Origin of the sequence: Anabaena sp. CCY 9402-a (assembly GCF_963920945.1) — a bacterium.
GTDB lineage: Bacteria > Cyanobacteriota > Cyanobacteriia > Cyanobacteriales > Nostocaceae > Trichormus > Trichormus minutissimus.
On record NZ_CAWUDL010000010.1, the window covers coordinates 85,306 to 102,082 of the forward strand.

A 16,777-nucleotide genomic window follows, 5' to 3' on the forward strand; every position below is an offset into this window, starting at 1 on the left:
CCAGTAAAAATGTGTCAACATAATCAGTGCGCGATGCGTCAGTTGTTGTCTATACAAAGAAGCAGATTTACGGTGGTAAGAACTATGCGTCCTTGGTTAAGTACATTTTCTTTAGTGCTACTACTCCAAAGCTTCCCAGTAATTGTGCAAGCGCAAGTGACTGAAACTACTGTGGGAGTTACATCAGAAGCAATTCAAGAGGTAGTTGCTGCCAAGTTGATGACTAATTCATCTGATGGTAACTTCTATCCAGAACGGTTGGTGAGTCGTGCAGAATTAGCGACGATTTTAGTCAAAGCATTTAAGTTAGATAGACAAGAAGCAGCTAAACAAGAAAAATCAATACCTGTATCGGATGTTCCCTCTTCTCACTGGGCATATCGAGATATTCAGACAGTGCTAAAAACAGATGTGATGAAAGGTTATCGGGGGAATTTGTTTTTCCCGAATCAAAGAGTGACGAGGGCGGAAGGGTTGGCTATATTCGCCCAAGCTTATGGGGTGTTTCAGTTTGGGGATGATTCTGTGAACGAAATTCTTGCCCCATACCCAGATGCGGCATCTATACCTAGTTGGGCGAGAAAAGCGATCGCTACAGTAGTCACAGAAGGATTCATTAACACTGATGCTCAAAATAATATATCCCCCTTAAGACCGATGAATCGTGGGGATATGGCCTATCTTTTGAGTAAATATTTGCAAAGACAGCAAAAGCAACCGGAAACGCCAGAAGTTCCCAGTGTTACCAACACTCCACCATCTTTCTAGTTCTTAAAAGCAAAAATAAAAAAGCAAAAGTCACAAAAATGACACACCCATAATGTGGGCTTTTTCTTGATGTTTTCCTAATAACTGTCTATTTTGTTACTGTCCTCGAATGTAACTGAATACATACTTTAAAGTAATTTCGCGGTATGAGCTTTCAGCATAAATACTAAGAAAAAATGCTGAAGGTATTGTGTCTAATTCCCCGTTACAGAAGAATACATTTTAGACTGCTACTTAGTACCAGTCTAATTCTATCGGCAACCCGACCGTGGGAAAATCAAAATACCGAAAGTTAGAGATTAAAGAGGAAAACACTATAATATGCACTTGAGCGAAATCACCCATCCCAATCAGTTGCACGGTTTATCTATCCGGCAACTGCAACAGATTGCCCGCCAAATTCGCGATAAACACCTGCAAACAGTAGCAGAATACGGTGGGCATCTAGGGCCTGGTTTGGGTGTTGTAGAGTTAACACTAGGGCTTTACCAGACTTTAGACTTAGATCGGGATAAAGTAACTTGGGATGTAGGACACCAAGCTTATCCCCACAAACTCATCACAGGACGTTACAGTAACTTCCATACCCTCAGACAAAAAGACGGAATTGCCGGTTATCTCAAACGTAGTGAAAATCAATTTGACCACTTTGGCGCGGGTCATGCTTCTACTAGTATCTCATCTGCCTTGGGCATGGCTTTAGCACGAGATTTGAGTGGGGAAAAATTTAAAGTTGCGGCGGTGATTGGTGATGGTGCTTTAACTGGCGGTATGGCTTTAGAAGCCATCAACCACGCCGGACACTTGCCCAAAACTAACCTGCTGGTGGTTCTCAACGACAATGAGATGTCTATCTCTCCCAACGTGGGGGCAATTCCTCGCTACCTGAATAAAATGCGTCTCAGTCCCCCGGTGCAGTTCATCAAAGATAATTTTGAGGAACAATTCAAACACATTCCTTTTGTGGGTGAATCCTTATCTCCCGAACTAGGACGCATCAAGGAAGGGATGAAGCGTTTGGCTGTTCCCAAAGTAGGGGCAGTTTTTGAAGAACTGGGCTTTACCTACATGGGGCCAGTAGATGGGCATAATTTGGAAGAATTAATTGCCACCTTCCAACAAGCACATCAAATTGCTGGGCCAGTTTTAGTCCATGTGTCAACAGTCAAGGGTAAAGGTTATGAAATCGCGGAAAAAGACCAAGTAGGTTATCACGCCCAAACCCCTTTTAACTTGACAACTGGCAAAGCGATTCCTTCCAACAAGCCGAAACCGCCCTCCTATGCCAAAGTCTTTTCTCACACCCTCGTCAAACTTGCCGAACAAAATCCCAAAATTATTGGGATTACGGCGGCGATGGCGACAGGAACAGGTTTAGACAAACTGCAAGTCAAATTACCAAATCAATATATTGATGTCGGTATTGCAGAACAACACGCTGTCACCCTAGCGGCGGGATTAGCTTGTGAAGGTATGCGCCCTGTGGTTGCTATCTACTCTACCTTCTTACAACGGGCTTATGACCAAATCATTCATGATGTCTGTATCCAAAACCTCCCAGTATTCTTTTGCTTAGATAGGGCAGGTATTGTGGGTGCGGATGGCCCTACCCACCAAGGTATGTATGACATTGCTTATCTGCGTTGTATTCCTAATATGGTGCTGATGGCCCCTAAAGATGAGGCAGAACTGCAACGCATGATTGTCACTGGTATTGAACATACCAGTGGCCCTATTGCTATGCGTTTCCCCAGAGGTAACGGCCACGGTGTGCCTCTGATGGAAGAAGGTTGGGAATCTTTGGAAATCGGTAAGGGTGAAATTCTCCGCAATGGTGATGATGTGTTAATCGTCGGCTATGGCACAATGGTTTACCCTAGTATGCAGGCGGCGGAAATCCTCAGTGAACACGGTATTGAAGCGACTGTGATTAATGCCCGATTTGTTAAGCCTTTGGATACAGAATTAATTGTACCTTTGGCTCAGAAGATTGGGCGCGTGGTTACTCTTGAGGAAGGCTGTGTGATGGGTGGCTTTGGTTCAGCCGTAGCAGAAGCCTTGCTAGATGCTGATGTGGTAGTTCCTGTGAAACGCATTGGGATTCCAGATGTGTTGGTCGAACACGCTACACCAGATGAATCAAAGGCAGAATTAGGATTAACTAGTCGTCAAATAGCGGAAAGAGTTTTGGCAGCTTTCTTTCAGCAAAAAGTATCTGCTGTTGTTTAGTTAATTAGATATTTATTGATTAATAACCCCTAAAACAGGGGTTATTTTTTTATGAAAATACTAGGTTAGATCAAAAAAACTCATGTGGAGACACGATTTATCGCGTCTGATAAAACGAATATTGTCTAAAAAATTGTCAATATATCTAGAAAGGTATTGATTAATCATAATTTGCTGAGGCGATCGCCATAAAGCTGGCTTTAATGGTGATGCGATCGCTCGTTGAAGATGGTACTAATATGTGAGTCAGTTTAACTAACTATAATTTCCCTACCACTATGCAATCAATTCTCTGGCAGGGTATAACTCATGCTTCTATAGCTTCAGTGTTATCAACACCGATTAAAGACCCAGTACCCGTCTTTTTGATGATTTTGGGGATTATGCTAATTGCCCCCCTACTTTTTGAAAAAATCCGGCTACCTGGGATTGTCGGCTTAATTTTGGCGGGTGTGGTAGTCGGCCCCAATGGACTAGGACTTTTGGCACGGGATACAACAATTGTCCTGCTGGGTACGGTTGGTTTGCTGTTTCTCATGTTCATGGCAGGTTTAGAAACTAGCTTAGATGACCTAAAATACAATGCTGATAAGGCAGTTATCTTTGGAGTTGCTACTTTTCTTGTGCCGATGGGATTAGGCACAGCAGCCATGATGGGTATTGGCTACGATTTATTACCTGCGGTTTTGGTGGCTTCCTGTTTCGCTTCCCATACCTTACTCGCACTACCTATCGCCAGCAAATTGGGAATTATGCGTTCTCAAGTTTTGACTACTACTCTTGGCGGTACATTAATTACCAATATTTTGGCACTTTTGGTATTAGCAGTAGTAGTCAGAGCGCATCAAGGTAATTTAACTCTGAGTTTTTGGCTGTTTTTGATTCCGGCTTTGATCATCTACACCTTTTTGACTTTATGGGGTGTACCTCGGATCGGTCAATGGTTTTTTCAGAGATTTGGCCATGATGAAGGGGCAGAATTTACCTTTGTTTTGGCTACTTTGTTTGTTGTTTCCTACGGGGCAGAATTAGTCCAAATTGAGCCGATTATTGGGGCTTTCTTGGCAGGGGTAGCTATTACGCAGTTAATTCCCCAACTTAGCCCGTTAATGAATCGGATTCAATTTATCGGGAATACCTTGTTTGTCCCGTTCTTCTTGATTTCTGTAGGGATGTTAGTTAATCCTGGCATTTTGATTAAAGAACCGCGATCGCTGGTAGTATCTGGTGTGATGGTGACTGTGGCAATTGTCGCTAAGTACCTTCCTGCCTGGGGTGTGGGCAGGTTATTTGGCTTTGACTTTAACAATACTATGGTGATGTTTGGGCTGTCGGTGGCACAGGCGGCATCAACTTTGGCAGCCATCACCGTTGCTTACAATATCGAGTTAGTTGACGAACTGACAGTTAATGGCACAATTGCCATGATTCTAGTTACCTGCGTGGCTTCCCCTTGGGTAACAAATCAGTGGGGACGTAAACTCAAGCCAGAAGCAACTAGTACCCAAAAACTGCAAAACAGTAGTAGTATAGGCGATCGCGTTTTAGTCCCAGTGGCTAACCCCAGCACAGAAGATAATCTCCTCAAATTAGCCATTATTCTGGCAAAATCAGCAAATGGCACTCTGTTACCTCTGCACATATTATTAGAAGAAACTGCCCCCATTTCCCCAGAGGCCAAAGCCAGACAAAACCAATTACTATCCACAGCCGAAATGATTGCCCATGCGGCGGTTGCTAATGTCACCCCCATCGGTCGTATTGATGAAGCTATAGATAAAGGTATCGCCCGTGTTGCTGAAGAAAAGCAAGCGAGTGTAATTATCTGCGGTTGGAAAGGTTACTCGACTTATCAAGAGAACTTATTTGGTGGTGTGATTGACAAAATTGTGCAGCGTAGCAGTGTTCCTGTCTTGGTATCTCGCTTTCCTTTACCAATTGAACATACCAAGCGAGTATTTTTGGCTTTCACCAGCCAACAGATGCGTACTAGTTCTTTCGCCCAAAGCATTCAATTAGCTAAAAATCTAGCCACAGAACTCAAAGCCTCTTTACAACTGTTACAAGTCGTCCCAGTTAGGGAGACAACTAGTGAGTTAACTGATATCGAACTACCCCCAGACACACCAATTCAACAGGTGCGGGGTAATTTTGTGAGGCAAGTTTCCCGATTACTCAAAAGCAATGATTTACTGCTGTTAAATGGCGCAGTAGAACACAAAAACCAACTATTGGTACTATTTGGCAATGCACCAGAAGCGATCGCTCACAATCACCCAGAAATTGCTATGATTATTGCCAACTTTCCCCAATAGTTGCGGTATTCAACAGAAAAAGCAGACTTTGTTTTCATCTTTTGGGCTAACATCCCCCATAACAAATAGTTTAAGGAGTAGGAATTGAAATAAAAATGATGGTATTTCCGCATAAATAATAAGAATACCATCATTAAAAAAATAAATTTGGAATTGTTCATGAATTATTTTTCCAAAAAATTATATTAAAAATTATTTTCTAAAATTTTTAATATTTAAGAGTATCTGGTATATTCAAGTGTGAACACTTGAGAAAATAAATATTTGTATTATCTCTTGGTGAGATAAAAAATACGGAATTAACTAAAAGTATCAGTGTGAAAAATTCAAATTTTTAGGAAAACATATGATGCTTCATTTGTAGATTGCGTACTTTTCATATTAATCCTCAAGAATATGGATATTTGTTTTCAAAAGTCTCTACTACTGCTTATTTAAGGATTATTCAATGAACAAAACACTAAGCTTTTTTGGTGTAGCGACTGCGGTAACAATGTCGCTTGCGAGTGCTGGTATGGCTCAAGCTATAAGCATCGAGACTTCAGGTGTCTGGACATCAGTCACACCTGATGGTACAACAACTGTTAATGGTATCAACACTAACACAGTCAGTTGGGGAGATCCTGCAACAAATTCGGGGCAAAGCTCATACGTATTCAATGGTGAGAATACTTTCACTGCGCCCATAGATGGTACAGATTTTCTGCTGGGGACATTCACTCACAATAATTTTCCCGTCTTTCCACCTAGCATTACCGGAGCTAACTTAGCACTCAGTCTTAGTGGTGATGTGAATAAAACCTTTAATTTCTTTTTCAATCACAACGAAACACCTAATAATGGTGATTCCGGTGTTTGTTCTAGCACTCCTGGTTTTAATGTACCCTGTCCTGATGTGGTTTCCATCCCTAATACTGCATCTTCAGAAACTATCAACATTGGTGGTCACCAATACATATTAGCCATCAGTGGGTTTCTACAAGGGGGCAGTGTAGTCAATCAATTCATAACCCAAGAAGATCAAGCAAACACCGCCGAAATTTTTGGTCGGTTGGAGAAAGTACCAGTAGAAGAAGTTCCTGAACCTCTTACTATGCTTGGTATCACTACTGGCGTAGCATTTGGGGGATTTTTCAAGCGCAAGTATTCTAAAAGTCAAAAAAGCAAAGTTAGTGCTTAATTTAATACCATTGCCAAAAAATGGCTAAGGTATTTTTAATTAAGTCTAATTAGGCAGAGTAGTATCAAAAATAGAGTTCAGATATCTGCTAAATTGAGAAATCAATCAATAAAGTTAAGTTCCCTGTTGATGACTATCAACAAAAAAGCAGCCGTAAGTATCAATATAAATGTGTATTTAAAAAGCAATTTTCAGTGTTAACAACGTAGTAAGAATATTGCAATTTTTACAAAACAAATAGAATTAAATTATTCTATACTTCTTATGCTACATCATTTTCCTAAAAAGCTTTAATGATTACTGAGTAAGTAAGATGAGTATTATTTTTAAGATTTTAGTTTAATTGCATCCCAATATAATTCAATATTTTAGCTTTGCTACGCCATTACGTATATTTCAGAAATCAAATATGATTCCTATATGTACAGAAGAGCCTAGAATTAAGATATTCTAAATTGGATATTTTGAAAATCTCAATTACTGATGACAAATTATACAAATCCAATTTACCCTGTTATTTGGCAGAATGATTCTGTATTACTAATTGATCAAACCCGTTTGCCTAATGAGTATGCGGTTGTAGAGATTCACAGTAGCGAAGATATGGCGCGGGCAATTAAAACTATGATTGTCCGGGGTGCGCCAGCTATTGGTGTAGCAGCAGCCTATGGGATGTATTTGAGGGCGAGAGAAATTGCAACAAGCGATCGCCTCGAATTTTTAGCACAACTAGAACAAGTCGCTGATTTATTGCGGGCTACTCGTCCTACAGCCGTAAATTTATTTTGGGCAATTAGTCAGATGATGAAAATTGCCTACGCTACCCCAGGAACAGTCACAGATATTCAACAAGTTTTATTACAAACAGCCCAAGCAATTAATGCTGAAGATTTGCAAACCTGTCAGGCGATCGGCGATCATGGTTTGCAACTATTGCCCACAACCCCAGAAAAGCTAACACTACTGACTCACTGTAATGCTGGGGCTTTAGCTACGGCTGGTTATGGTACAGCTTTAGGGGTTGTGCGTTCGGCTTGGCGAGAGGGACGTTTAGCACGTTTGTTTGCTGATGAAACTCGTCCCCGCCTGCAAGGTGCAAAACTCACCGCTTGGGAGGCTGTACAAGAAGGTATACCTGTAACTGTCATTACTGATAACATGGCAGCCCATTGTATGCAGCAAGGTTTAATTCATGCTGTCGTCGTCGGTGCAGATCGCATTGCTGCTAATGGTGATACGGCCAATAAAATTGGTACTTATAGTTTAGCCATCGTAGCTAAGGCACATAACATTCCTTTCTTTGTGGCAGCACCTCTTTCTACCATTGATTTTGAGTTATCTGATGGTAATCAAATCCCCATTGAAGAACGAAACCCAGAGGAAATTTATCAAGTTGGTGATACCATCCTGACACCATCCGGTGTGGAATTTTATAACCCAGCTTTTGATGTGACTCCAGCCAATTTAATTACAGCCATCATCACAGAAAAAGGGGCTTTTGCTCCTGGTGAATTAGTAAAAATACAGTAATTTTTTAGTGTTAAATATTACCTAGTCTTTAATAAACAGAATATAATGGGTTGCTTGGGGAAACTTGATGCGAAATTCCTCATCTCTGATGTGTAGTAATACATCAAGTAAAAATTTTGTTTCTGGTTCAGCAAATACACCAAGAAAAGAAAATAAAGGTGTCCATGAATAAGTTAATTCCCGCAATTGCGTTAATTTTTTGCTCAATATTGATTACAAGTTGTGATAATGCACAGACAAATACAGTTAGTCAAAATCAGATAGAATCTACAACAGGAAATGTCACAGAAGTACCAGATAAAGTAGATACCCAGAAAAATACTGAAAATACACCAGCAGTTAATCAAACCTCTGGCAGTAATCAAGCTAACATTAATAAAACTCAACCTGTTGCCAACAAACAACCAGAAATTTTTACAGTTAAAGAATTAGTCACAGGTGATATTATCTGCTACGCCACTGTAGTAGATGAAAAGGGTGTGGAACATCGTCGAAGCACATCATTTGAAATTTGTGCTGAATCAGAAAAATATTTAAATAAAAAAGTCCGCGCCTCTTATGAAATTGCCTCTTTAAATGATTGTGAAAGTATTGAACCTTGTGGTAAGAGTCGCCAAGAATCGATTATTAGCAAGATGGAAATCTTGGATGAGAAAACATCTAGCAACACACAAACTCACAGTAATGGTAAATGGAGAATCACAATTGGTAATCGTGATTCTTGGACTGGGGTGAACAATACAGGGAATCTAACTTATAAAGGATGCGATGCTAAAGGTAATTGCATCAGCTTAACAGGTGGGAAAGTATCTTGTCGGCGTGGTGAATGTGTAATGGGTTGGGTGAACGGAGATTATCGCTACATTTGGTCACAAGCGATTACAGAAGACGCTAATGCTTCTCCAACTTTGATAGTCAAGAAAGGCGATACCGAAATTCTGAAAGCTATAGGATTTAAACCTGTGCCTGTTAGTTAAATTTTCCCATCTAGCGATCGCCTTTGGCGGGTGCTTTGCGCCATCGCTACTCTAAAGGTGAAATGCGATCGCCTGTCTTGGGGTCAAATACAAATAACTGATGTAAATCTAGTTGTAAATGTAAGCGATCGCCTGGATTGAGACGCACATTACCACTCAATTGAATATTTAGCAACGTCGTAGCACCAGGTAAACCAGCACGCACTAAGGTTTCTCTTCCTAAAGGTTCGATCACCTTCACTTCTACTAAGAGTCCTGAGTCTTCACTAATTGTCATGTGTTCTGGACGAATGCCCAAATCAATGCTTTGTCCTTGAGGTATCTGCAAATTATCATTAATAAATGGGGGAATTTCGATTAATTGCCCACTCACATCAAAACAACCATTTTTATAAATAGCGGGCAAAATATTCATGGGTGGACTACCTAAAAAAGTTGCCACCATTTGATTAGCAGGACGAGCATAAATCGTTTGAGGGTCGCCAATTTGTTGTATTCTCCCGCGATTAAGTACCACAATCTGATCTGCCAAAGTCATGGCTTCAACTTGATCATGGGTGACATAAATAGTTGTCACGCCTAATTGTTGATGTAGCTGTTTTAATTCTGCCCTGGTATCATCTCGCAATTGAGCATCTAAATTAGATAAGGGTTCATCTAATAAAAATACTTGGGGTTCACGGGCGATCGCTCTCCCTAATGCTACCCGTTGTTGTTGCCCACCAGATAGTTGTTTGGGTTTACGGTCTAATAAGTGTTCTAAAGAAAGCGATCGCGCTACATTCACCACCCTATCTTGAATGATTTTCGGGTCAACTTTCCGCATTTTCAACCCAAAGGCGATATTTTCACCCACCGTCATATGGGGATACAGTGCATAGTTTTGGAACACCATCGCCACGTCTCGCGCTCTTGCTGGGACGGTGTTTACCAATTGATCGCCAATAAAGAGTTTACCAGATGTGGCAGTTTCTAAACCCGCGATCGTCCTTAAAATTGTAGATTTACCACAACCGGAAGGGCCGACTAACACCCAAAACTCACCATCGGGAATTTCAAAGGTAATATCCTCGATCGCGGTGACATTGTTAAATTTACGCTTAATATCTTCTAGAAGAACTCTTGCCATAATTAGATTTGAGATGTTTAACTAGCGATGACTGAAAAAATTTCCTGATTTCTCTGATTCTAGTAATAAAATAAACTCCTGCTTGTTTCGTTAATAGTTATGAGGTTTTTTCCTCCCTAAATCCCTACCCCCATTCCCTTCACTTAGACCATGCAGGATGAGCAAATAAAGAAGCAATTACACGCACTCCCCGCAATTGATTTGATAGCGGTAAATGACCTTTAGGCGCACTCATTTTCCAGGTAAATTCATTAGGGTATCTTGTCCATTTATTCCCACTTTTCCAACCGATTTTTGTCCAGAGATTGTCCCAATTTTTGCCCAAACTTAACCATATTTCTCGTTGTACTGAAAAACCAAATTTACCTTCGGAGTGAACTATCCACAGATTATTGATAGTGTGTAAATCAACAGTGGGGAAATTATCTATATCAGTGAAATACAGCCATTTTCTCTGTACTGCCGTAGCCCCTGCAACCTCACACATCTGTTGAATAGTCATGAGATCAGCTGCTTGAAAGTCTTGGACAGCTAGTAACTGTTGCAAAGAATTATAATTAACTCCTGCCTCTGATTTTAGAGGTACAATTCCTTCAGGAAAATAATTTTGCAGAAATTCTTGGGCTTGGGGTGCATCAGAGTTGTAGAGGAATTGATAGGCTTTGCCTTCAACCCAAGTAGCTGGGCGATCGCGACGTTGCAATAAAAACTCTGACAACACATTTAATCCCTCGTTACCCAAAGCAGCTAATTGTGGGATGATCTGTTGTTGGACTTGCATAGACCCAGCGATTAACTTTTGTCGAAGGGAGTCAATTTCATTAGCAGTGCCTGATACAATCATTGGGTCTGTCATGCCATTACTCATGTTAGCGGTCAGTGGAAAAGCAATTGGCTATCTAGCTTTATCTATGATCCAGCAGTGATAGCGAAAAGTAGTTTACTATTTTTGATCGTACAAAATTGCGACAATTTCACGAAAACCTACACTTGAATCCCTAAATGCTGTACAAGGGAAATAGGGGGAATATCTGCTCATTGAGGGATTAGAGATTAAGAAGGTGACAGAGGACAGGTTACAGGTGACAGAGGTGTAAGGGAAGAACAGGAGGACAAGGAAGAAGTTTTCCTAAATTCCCAGTCCCCATTGCCCCTTATCCCCAGAGGGGACCCCGAGTTCCCCAGTCCCCAATCCCCAATATCTACAGTAAAATTTGCAAGCCTACACAAGAAGAATCTTCTCTCTGGCGGCGTACCTTTGTGGAGTGTGTGAAGTATGTACGACAAGATTAACCCCCCTACAACTGGATCAAAAATCACCTTCAAAAATGGTGAACCTGTTGTACCAAACAATCCCATTATCCCTTTTATTCGGGGCGATGGAACAGGTATTGATATTTGGCCAGCTACGCAAAAAGTGCTAGATGCGGCGGTAGCTAAAGCGTATCAGGGCAAACGTCAAATTAGCTGGTTTAAGGTTTACGCTGGTGATGAAGCCTGCGATTTATACGGTACTTATCAGTATTTACCTGAAGATACTCTAACGGCTATTAGAGAGTATGGTGTGGCAATTAAAGGGCCTTTGACTACTCCTGTGGGTGGTGGTATCCGGTCTTTAAATGTGGCACTCAGACAAATTTTTGACTTATATGCCTGTGTGCGTCCTTGCCGTTATTATGCGGGTACGCCATCACCTCACAAAAACCCCGAAAAACTGGACGTGATAGTCTATCGGGAAAACACAGAGGATATTTATTTGGGGATTGAGTGGAAGCAAGGTAGTGAAATAGGCGATCGCTTAATCTCTATCCTCAACAATGAACTGATTCCTGCCACCCCAGAACACGGGAAAAAGCGCATCCCCCTCGATTCTGGTATTGGGATTAAACCCATCAGCAAAACAGGTTCTCAGCGTCTAGTCCGCCGTGCCATCAAACACGCCTTGTTATTACCTAAAAACAAGCAACAGGTAACGCTGGTGCATAAGGGTAACATCATGAAGTACACCGAAGGCGCGTTCCGTGATTGGGGTTACGAACTAGCCACTTCTGAGTTTCGTCAAGAGTGCGTCACCGAACGGGAATCTTGGATTTTAAGCAACAAGGAAAAAAATCCCCATATTTCTCTAGAAGAAAATGCCCGTTTGATTGATCCTGGTTTTGATGGTCTTACTGAAGAGAAGAAAGCTCAAATTGTCAAGGAAGTGGAAACGGTTCTTAACTCAATTTGGGAAACCCACGGTAACGGTAAGTGGAAAGAGAAAATCATGGTCAATGACCGGATTGCTGACAGTATCTTTCAACAAATCCAAACCAGACCAGATGAGTATTCGATTCTGGCGACGATGAACTTAAACGGTGATTACTTGTCTGATGCGGCTGCTGCTATTGTCGGTGGCTTAGGAATGGGGCCTGGCGCAAATATTGGCGATGCTTGCGCCGTTTTTGAAGCTACCCACGGTACAGCACCCAAACACGCCGGGTTAGACAGAATTAACCCTGGTTCGGTGATTTTGTCTGGGGTGATGATGTTTGAGTTCATGGGTTGGCAAGAAGCCGCAGACCTAGTTAAGAAAGGTTTAGGAGATGCGATCGCTAATAGTCAAGTCACCTATGACTTAGCACGGTTAATTGAACCACCCGTAGAACCACTAAAATGTTCTGAATTTGCAGACGCAATTATCAAGCATTTCGGTTAATTCCAGTTAACTATTAGGACGGGGAAACCCCGTCCTAGAAGCCAAATAGCAATTTCTCTCACGCACATCTAAAATTTTGAATTTAGATAATATTTCTTGCTACCAAACTCTAAATGCTTGTGTTTCTTTCCTTCTTAGAGCGGTTGGTGTGCTTATAGCGTAATAATTAATTTTAGTTAATTAATTTTCATTATCTTTATGGTAATTATTTGTGGGTTGATCGGTTTCTATTAGCTGTGAGATAAACACATCTGGTTTTCTACTAACAACAGATATAATTCTATCGATCGCAATTACTTCACCGATTTTTACAACCATTTCCCACAAAGTATCTTCCTCTGTTTCTTTGTTGTGAGTCCTGTGTTGAAACCACAATAAATCATCCCCAACTCGAATGATTTTTGTAAAATACCATTTATCTCGTATCAGTATCCAGACTTCTTGATCTAAGTATGATTCTAGAATAGACTTCACAATATTTCAAATAATAAAAAATGATGTGCTAAATACTATTTGAGTATTCCCTGCTGAAGCAACAGTAAACATACGATATATTAAAAATATTTTGATACATTTTATACTAATTACATAAATGTTTGTAGGTATGCGATTCCTCGCGTCTTCAAACTACATAACAAAAATAAAAAGCGTCCCCGGTGAAGAGGACGCTTTTTATTTAGCTAAAGCTTAAAGATTAACCGTTGATAGCAGGTGCGCTGATAGCAACAGGAGCAACTTCACCAGCAGCCAAGTCTAAGGGGAAGTTGTGAGCGTTACGCTCGTGCATTACTTCCATACCCAGGTTAGCGCGGTTGATTACGTCAGCCCAGGTTGCAATGACGCGACCTTGGGAGTCGATGATGGATTGGTTGAAGTTGAAACCGTTCAAGTTGAACGCCATTGTGCTGATACCCAAGGCGGTGAACCAGATGCCTACTACTGGCCATGCAGCCAAGAAGAAGTGCAAGGAACGGCTGTTGTTGAATGATGCGTATTGGAAAATCAAGCGACCGAAGTAACCGTGTGCTGCAACAATGTTGTAGGTTTCTTCTTCTTGTCCGAATTTGTAACCGTAGTTTTGTGATTCGGTTTCGGTGGTTTCACGCACCAAGGAGGAAGTTACCAATGAACCGTGCATTGCGGAGAACAATGAACCGCCGAATACACCCGCCACACCTAACATATGGAAGGGGTGCATCAAGATGTTGTGTTCTGCTTGGAACACGATCATGAAGTTGAATGTGCCGGAGATACCTAAGGGCATACCATCAGAGAATGAACCTTGTCCGATGGGGTATACCAAGAAGACTGCGGTTGCTGCTGCTACTGGTGCAGAGAATGCTAGGCAAATCCAAGGACGCATTCCTAAGCGGTAGGATAATTCCCATTCCCGTCCTAGGTAGCAGAATACACCAGTCAAGAAGTGGAAGATTACCAATTGGTAAGGACCACCGTTGTACAACCACTCATCTAAGGAAGCTGCTTCCCAGATTGGGTAGAAGTGCAAACCAATCGCGTTGGAGGAAGGTACAACTGCACCAGAGATGATGTTGTTTCCGTAAATCAATGAACCTGCTACTGGTTCACGGATACCATCGATATCTACTGGAGGTGCTGCGATGAAGGCAATGATGAAGCAGGTGGTTGCGGCTAGCAAGGTGGGGATCATCAATACGCCGAACCAACCGATATAAATCCGGTTTTCGGTGCTGGTGATCCACTCGCAGAACCGTTCCCATACATTCGCGCTTTGACGCTGCTGTAAGGTTGTGGTCATTTTTTTATGATTGCTTTGGTTTTTATGATTGAGGTAAGTATTTTTCCCTACCTGTTTACTACCTTAGACGGAAGATGGAGTTTTGTAAAGGTAATTTAATTAAATATTACTTATTGAAATTATTTGCTTTACTAATTAATCCCGTCAATCGACGGGATTAATTAGTTTATATCAACCAGGAGGCCATGCCATTTGTCTTCCGCCTAGGATGTGCAGATGTAGGTGGTAAACGGTTTGACCGCCATCATTACCCGTGTTGATAACGACACGATAGCCGTCTGTTAGTCCCACTTCTTCAGCGACACGCTTGGCAGTTAACAAAAGATGCCCTAAAAGTGCATGATCTTCAGGTGTAGCATCAGCTAATTTGGGAATCGGTTTTTTAGGAATTAGCAGAATGTGTACAGGTGCTTGGGGATTAACATCTTTGAAGGCCAGGGCTAAGTCATCCTCATAAACGATGTTGGCGGGGATTTCCCGACGGATGATTTTGCTGAAAATTGTCTCTGTGGTTTCACTCATGCGTTTCTAATTACTCATCTGCTAGAGATTCTAAAGGTTTACTGTTTATAGAAGAAATATTTAACCAATGCTTGCTAGAGTCTGGAGTGCGTCAATTGTCGGCATCGATGCTGTGAAAGTCGGCGTAGAGGTCGATGTTTCAGGGGGTTTACCAGGAATTGTGGTTTTGGGGCTACCAGATTCAGCAGTTCAGGAATCGAAGGAGAGAGTCAAAGCTACTTTGAAAAATGCTGGGTTTGCCTTTCCGATGCGAAAAATTGTGATTAACTTAACGCCAGCCGATTTACGCAAGGAAGGCCCCTGTTTTGATTTGCCTATTAGTGTGGGTATTTTGGCGGCTTCTGAACAAGTTAGTGCTGATTTGTTGGGAGATTATATTTTTTTGGGCGAAGTGTCATTAGACGGCAGCCTGCGTCCAGTGGCGGGTGTTTTACCGATCGCAGCTACGGCTCAGAAAATGGGAATTGCAGGGTTAGTTGTGCCTGCTGATAATGCTCAAGAAGCATCGGTAGTACAAGGGTTAGATGTGTATGGCTGTAAGAATATCTCTGAGGTAGTTGATTTATTGAATCATCCAGGGAAGTACAAACCTGTAAAGTTAGATGAATTAAAAGAGTTACCACAGATAGCCCATGCTGTTGCAGATTTAAAGGATGTGAAAGGACAGGCTCATGCTCGTCGGGCTTTAGAAATTGCGGCGGCTGGGGGGCATAATCTAATTTTTGTGGGGCCGCCTGGGAGTGGCAAAACGATGTTAGCACGACGCTTACCGGGGATATTGCCCCCGTTAAGCTTTGCGGAAGCTTTAGAAGTGACTCGGATTCACTCTGTCGCCGGGTTATTAAAGAATCGTGGCTCATTAGTACGCGATCGCCCTTTTCGCAGTCCCCACCACTCAGCATCAGGGCCATCTTTAGTTGGTGGTGGTGGGTTTCCGCGTCCAGGGGAAATTTCCTTATCACACCGGGGTATCTTGTTTTTGGATGAATTGACAGAATTTAAACGAGATGTCTTAGAGTTTCTCCGTCAGCCCTTAGAAGATGGTTTTGTGACGATTTCCCGCACCAGACAATCAGTTACATTTCCGGCACAATTTACTTTAGTCGCCAGTACAAATCCCTGTCCATGTGGCTACTACGGCGATACTATTCAGCAATGTACCTGCTCACCAAGACAACGAGAACAATATTGGGCAAAACTTTCTGGCCCCTTGATGGATCGAATTGATTTACAAGTGGCTGTGAATCGCTTGAAACCAGAAGAAATTACCCAACAACCGACAGGAGAAGGTTCGATGTCTGTACTGGATAGGGTAAAACAAGCGCGCGATCGCGCCACGATTCGTTTTCAAGAAGAATCAAATCTGCGGTGCAATGCCCAAATGCAAAGCCGACACCTCCAGAAATGGTGCAAACTAGATGATGCTAGCCGGAATTTATTAGAAGCCGCAATTAAAAAATTAGGGTTATCAGCCAGGGCTAGCGATCGCATTCTCAAAGTCGCCCGCACAATCGCAGATTTAGCGGGCGATGAAGAACTCAAAGCTAATCATGTCGCTGAAGCCATCCAATATCGCACTATAGATAGAATGCAGTAGGAAGGTGACAGGTGACAGGTGACAGGTGACAGGTGACAGGTGACAGGTGACAGGT

General features: G+C 41.9%; 14 protein-coding genes. 8 read left to right on the forward strand and 6 right to left on the reverse strand.

Annotated elements, in window-relative coordinates; all coding sequences use genetic code 11:
• The first annotated feature begins 84 nt into the window (after nucleotides 1-84).
• The 5 genes from ACM0OR_RS05830 to mtnA all read left to right on the forward strand — a co-directional run bounded on the left by ACM0OR_RS05830 (nucleotide 85) and on the right by mtnA (nucleotide 8,022).
• Nucleotides 85-768 (forward strand): S-layer homology domain-containing protein, encoded by a 684-nt coding sequence (locus ACM0OR_RS05830; protein ID WP_414575399.1) that lies wholly within the window; start codon nucleotides 85-87, stop codon nucleotides 766-768.
• 321 nt (nucleotides 769-1,089) lie between these two features.
• Entirely contained in the window at nucleotides 1,090-2,997 is a 1,908-nt protein-coding gene (dxs, locus tag ACM0OR_RS05835; RefSeq protein ID WP_323264517.1) for a 1-deoxy-D-xylulose-5-phosphate synthase, read from the forward strand.
• Nucleotides 2,998-3,275: 278 nt separating this feature from the next.
• On the forward strand, nucleotides 3,276-5,312 hold the full coding sequence (locus tag ACM0OR_RS05840) for a cation:proton antiporter (RefSeq protein ID WP_414575400.1): 2,037 nt from the start codon (nucleotides 3,276-3,278) through the stop codon (nucleotides 5,310-5,312).
• A 448-nt stretch (nucleotides 5,313-5,760) separates the two neighbouring features.
• Complete coding sequence (locus tag ACM0OR_RS05845) at nucleotides 5,761-6,492, forward strand: THxN family PEP-CTERM protein (RefSeq protein ID WP_414575401.1); 732 nt, start codon at nucleotides 5,761-5,763, stop codon at nucleotides 6,490-6,492.
• A 483-nt stretch (nucleotides 6,493-6,975) separates the two neighbouring features.
• Nucleotides 6,976-8,022, forward strand: a complete 1,047-nt coding sequence (gene mtnA / locus ACM0OR_RS05850) for an S-methyl-5-thioribose-1-phosphate isomerase (protein ID WP_414575402.1) — start codon at nucleotides 6,976-6,978, stop codon at nucleotides 8,020-8,022.
• 21 nt (nucleotides 8,023-8,043) lie between these two features.
• Here the strand turns inward: mtnA and ACM0OR_RS05855 are convergent, their stop codons facing one another.
• Entirely contained in the window at nucleotides 8,044-8,229 is a 186-nt protein-coding gene (locus ACM0OR_RS05855; RefSeq protein ID WP_414575403.1) for a hypothetical protein, read from the reverse strand.
• A 2-nt stretch (nucleotides 8,230-8,231) separates the two neighbouring features.
• Between ACM0OR_RS05855 and ACM0OR_RS05860 the strand changes: the two genes are divergently transcribed.
• On the forward strand, nucleotides 8,232-8,999 hold the full coding sequence (locus ACM0OR_RS05860; RefSeq protein ID WP_414575404.1) for a hypothetical protein: 768 nt from the start codon (nucleotides 8,232-8,234) through the stop codon (nucleotides 8,997-8,999).
• A gap of 46 nt (nucleotides 9,000-9,045) precedes the next feature.
• Here ACM0OR_RS05860 and ACM0OR_RS05865 read toward each other — a convergent pair whose 3' ends face one another.
• Together ACM0OR_RS05865 and ACM0OR_RS05870 are read right to left on the reverse strand one after the other, a co-directional pair.
• The gene (locus tag ACM0OR_RS05865) at nucleotides 9,046-10,128 is read right to left on the reverse strand and encodes an ABC transporter ATP-binding protein (RefSeq protein ID WP_414575405.1); all 1,083 of its coding nucleotides are present in this window, start codon (nucleotides 10,126-10,128) and stop codon (nucleotides 9,046-9,048) included.
• Between the two features lie 139 nt (nucleotides 10,129-10,267).
• Nucleotides 10,268-10,984 carry a GUN4 N-terminal ARM-like repeat domain-containing protein gene (locus tag ACM0OR_RS05870; RefSeq protein WP_414575406.1) on the reverse strand — a complete coding sequence of 239 codons (717 nt, stop codon included), beginning with the start codon at nucleotides 10,982-10,984 and terminating at the stop codon, nucleotides 10,268-10,270.
• A gap of 420 nt (nucleotides 10,985-11,404) precedes the next feature.
• On the opposite strand from ACM0OR_RS05870, the gene ACM0OR_RS05875 reads away from it, so the two are divergent.
• On the forward strand, nucleotides 11,405-12,826 hold the full coding sequence (locus tag ACM0OR_RS05875) for an NADP-dependent isocitrate dehydrogenase (protein WP_323264511.1): 1,422 nt from the start codon (nucleotides 11,405-11,407) through the stop codon (nucleotides 12,824-12,826).
• Between the two features lie 180 nt (nucleotides 12,827-13,006).
• On the opposite strand, the gene ACM0OR_RS05880 is transcribed toward ACM0OR_RS05875, so the two are convergent.
• The 3 genes from ACM0OR_RS05880 to ACM0OR_RS05890 form a co-directional block, all read right to left on the reverse strand.
• Entirely contained in the window at nucleotides 13,007-13,300 is a 294-nt protein-coding gene (locus ACM0OR_RS05880) for a hypothetical protein (protein ID WP_323264510.1), read from the reverse strand.
• A gap of 220 nt (nucleotides 13,301-13,520) precedes the next feature.
• Entirely contained in the window at nucleotides 13,521-14,603 is a 1,083-nt protein-coding gene (gene psbA, locus ACM0OR_RS05885) for a photosystem II q(b) protein (protein WP_414575407.1), read from the reverse strand.
• A 171-nt stretch (nucleotides 14,604-14,774) separates the two neighbouring features.
• Nucleotides 14,775-15,125: a histidine triad nucleotide-binding protein gene (locus ACM0OR_RS05890; protein WP_237995551.1), complete on the reverse strand. Its 351-nt coding sequence runs from the start codon at nucleotides 15,123-15,125 to the stop codon at nucleotides 14,775-14,777.
• A gap of 67 nt (nucleotides 15,126-15,192) precedes the next feature.
• On the opposite strand from ACM0OR_RS05890, the gene ACM0OR_RS05895 reads away from it, so the two are divergent.
• Entirely contained in the window at nucleotides 15,193-16,722 is a 1,530-nt protein-coding gene (locus ACM0OR_RS05895) for a YifB family Mg chelatase-like AAA ATPase (RefSeq protein WP_414575408.1), read from the forward strand.
• Nucleotides 16,723-16,777: the final 55 nt, after the last annotated feature.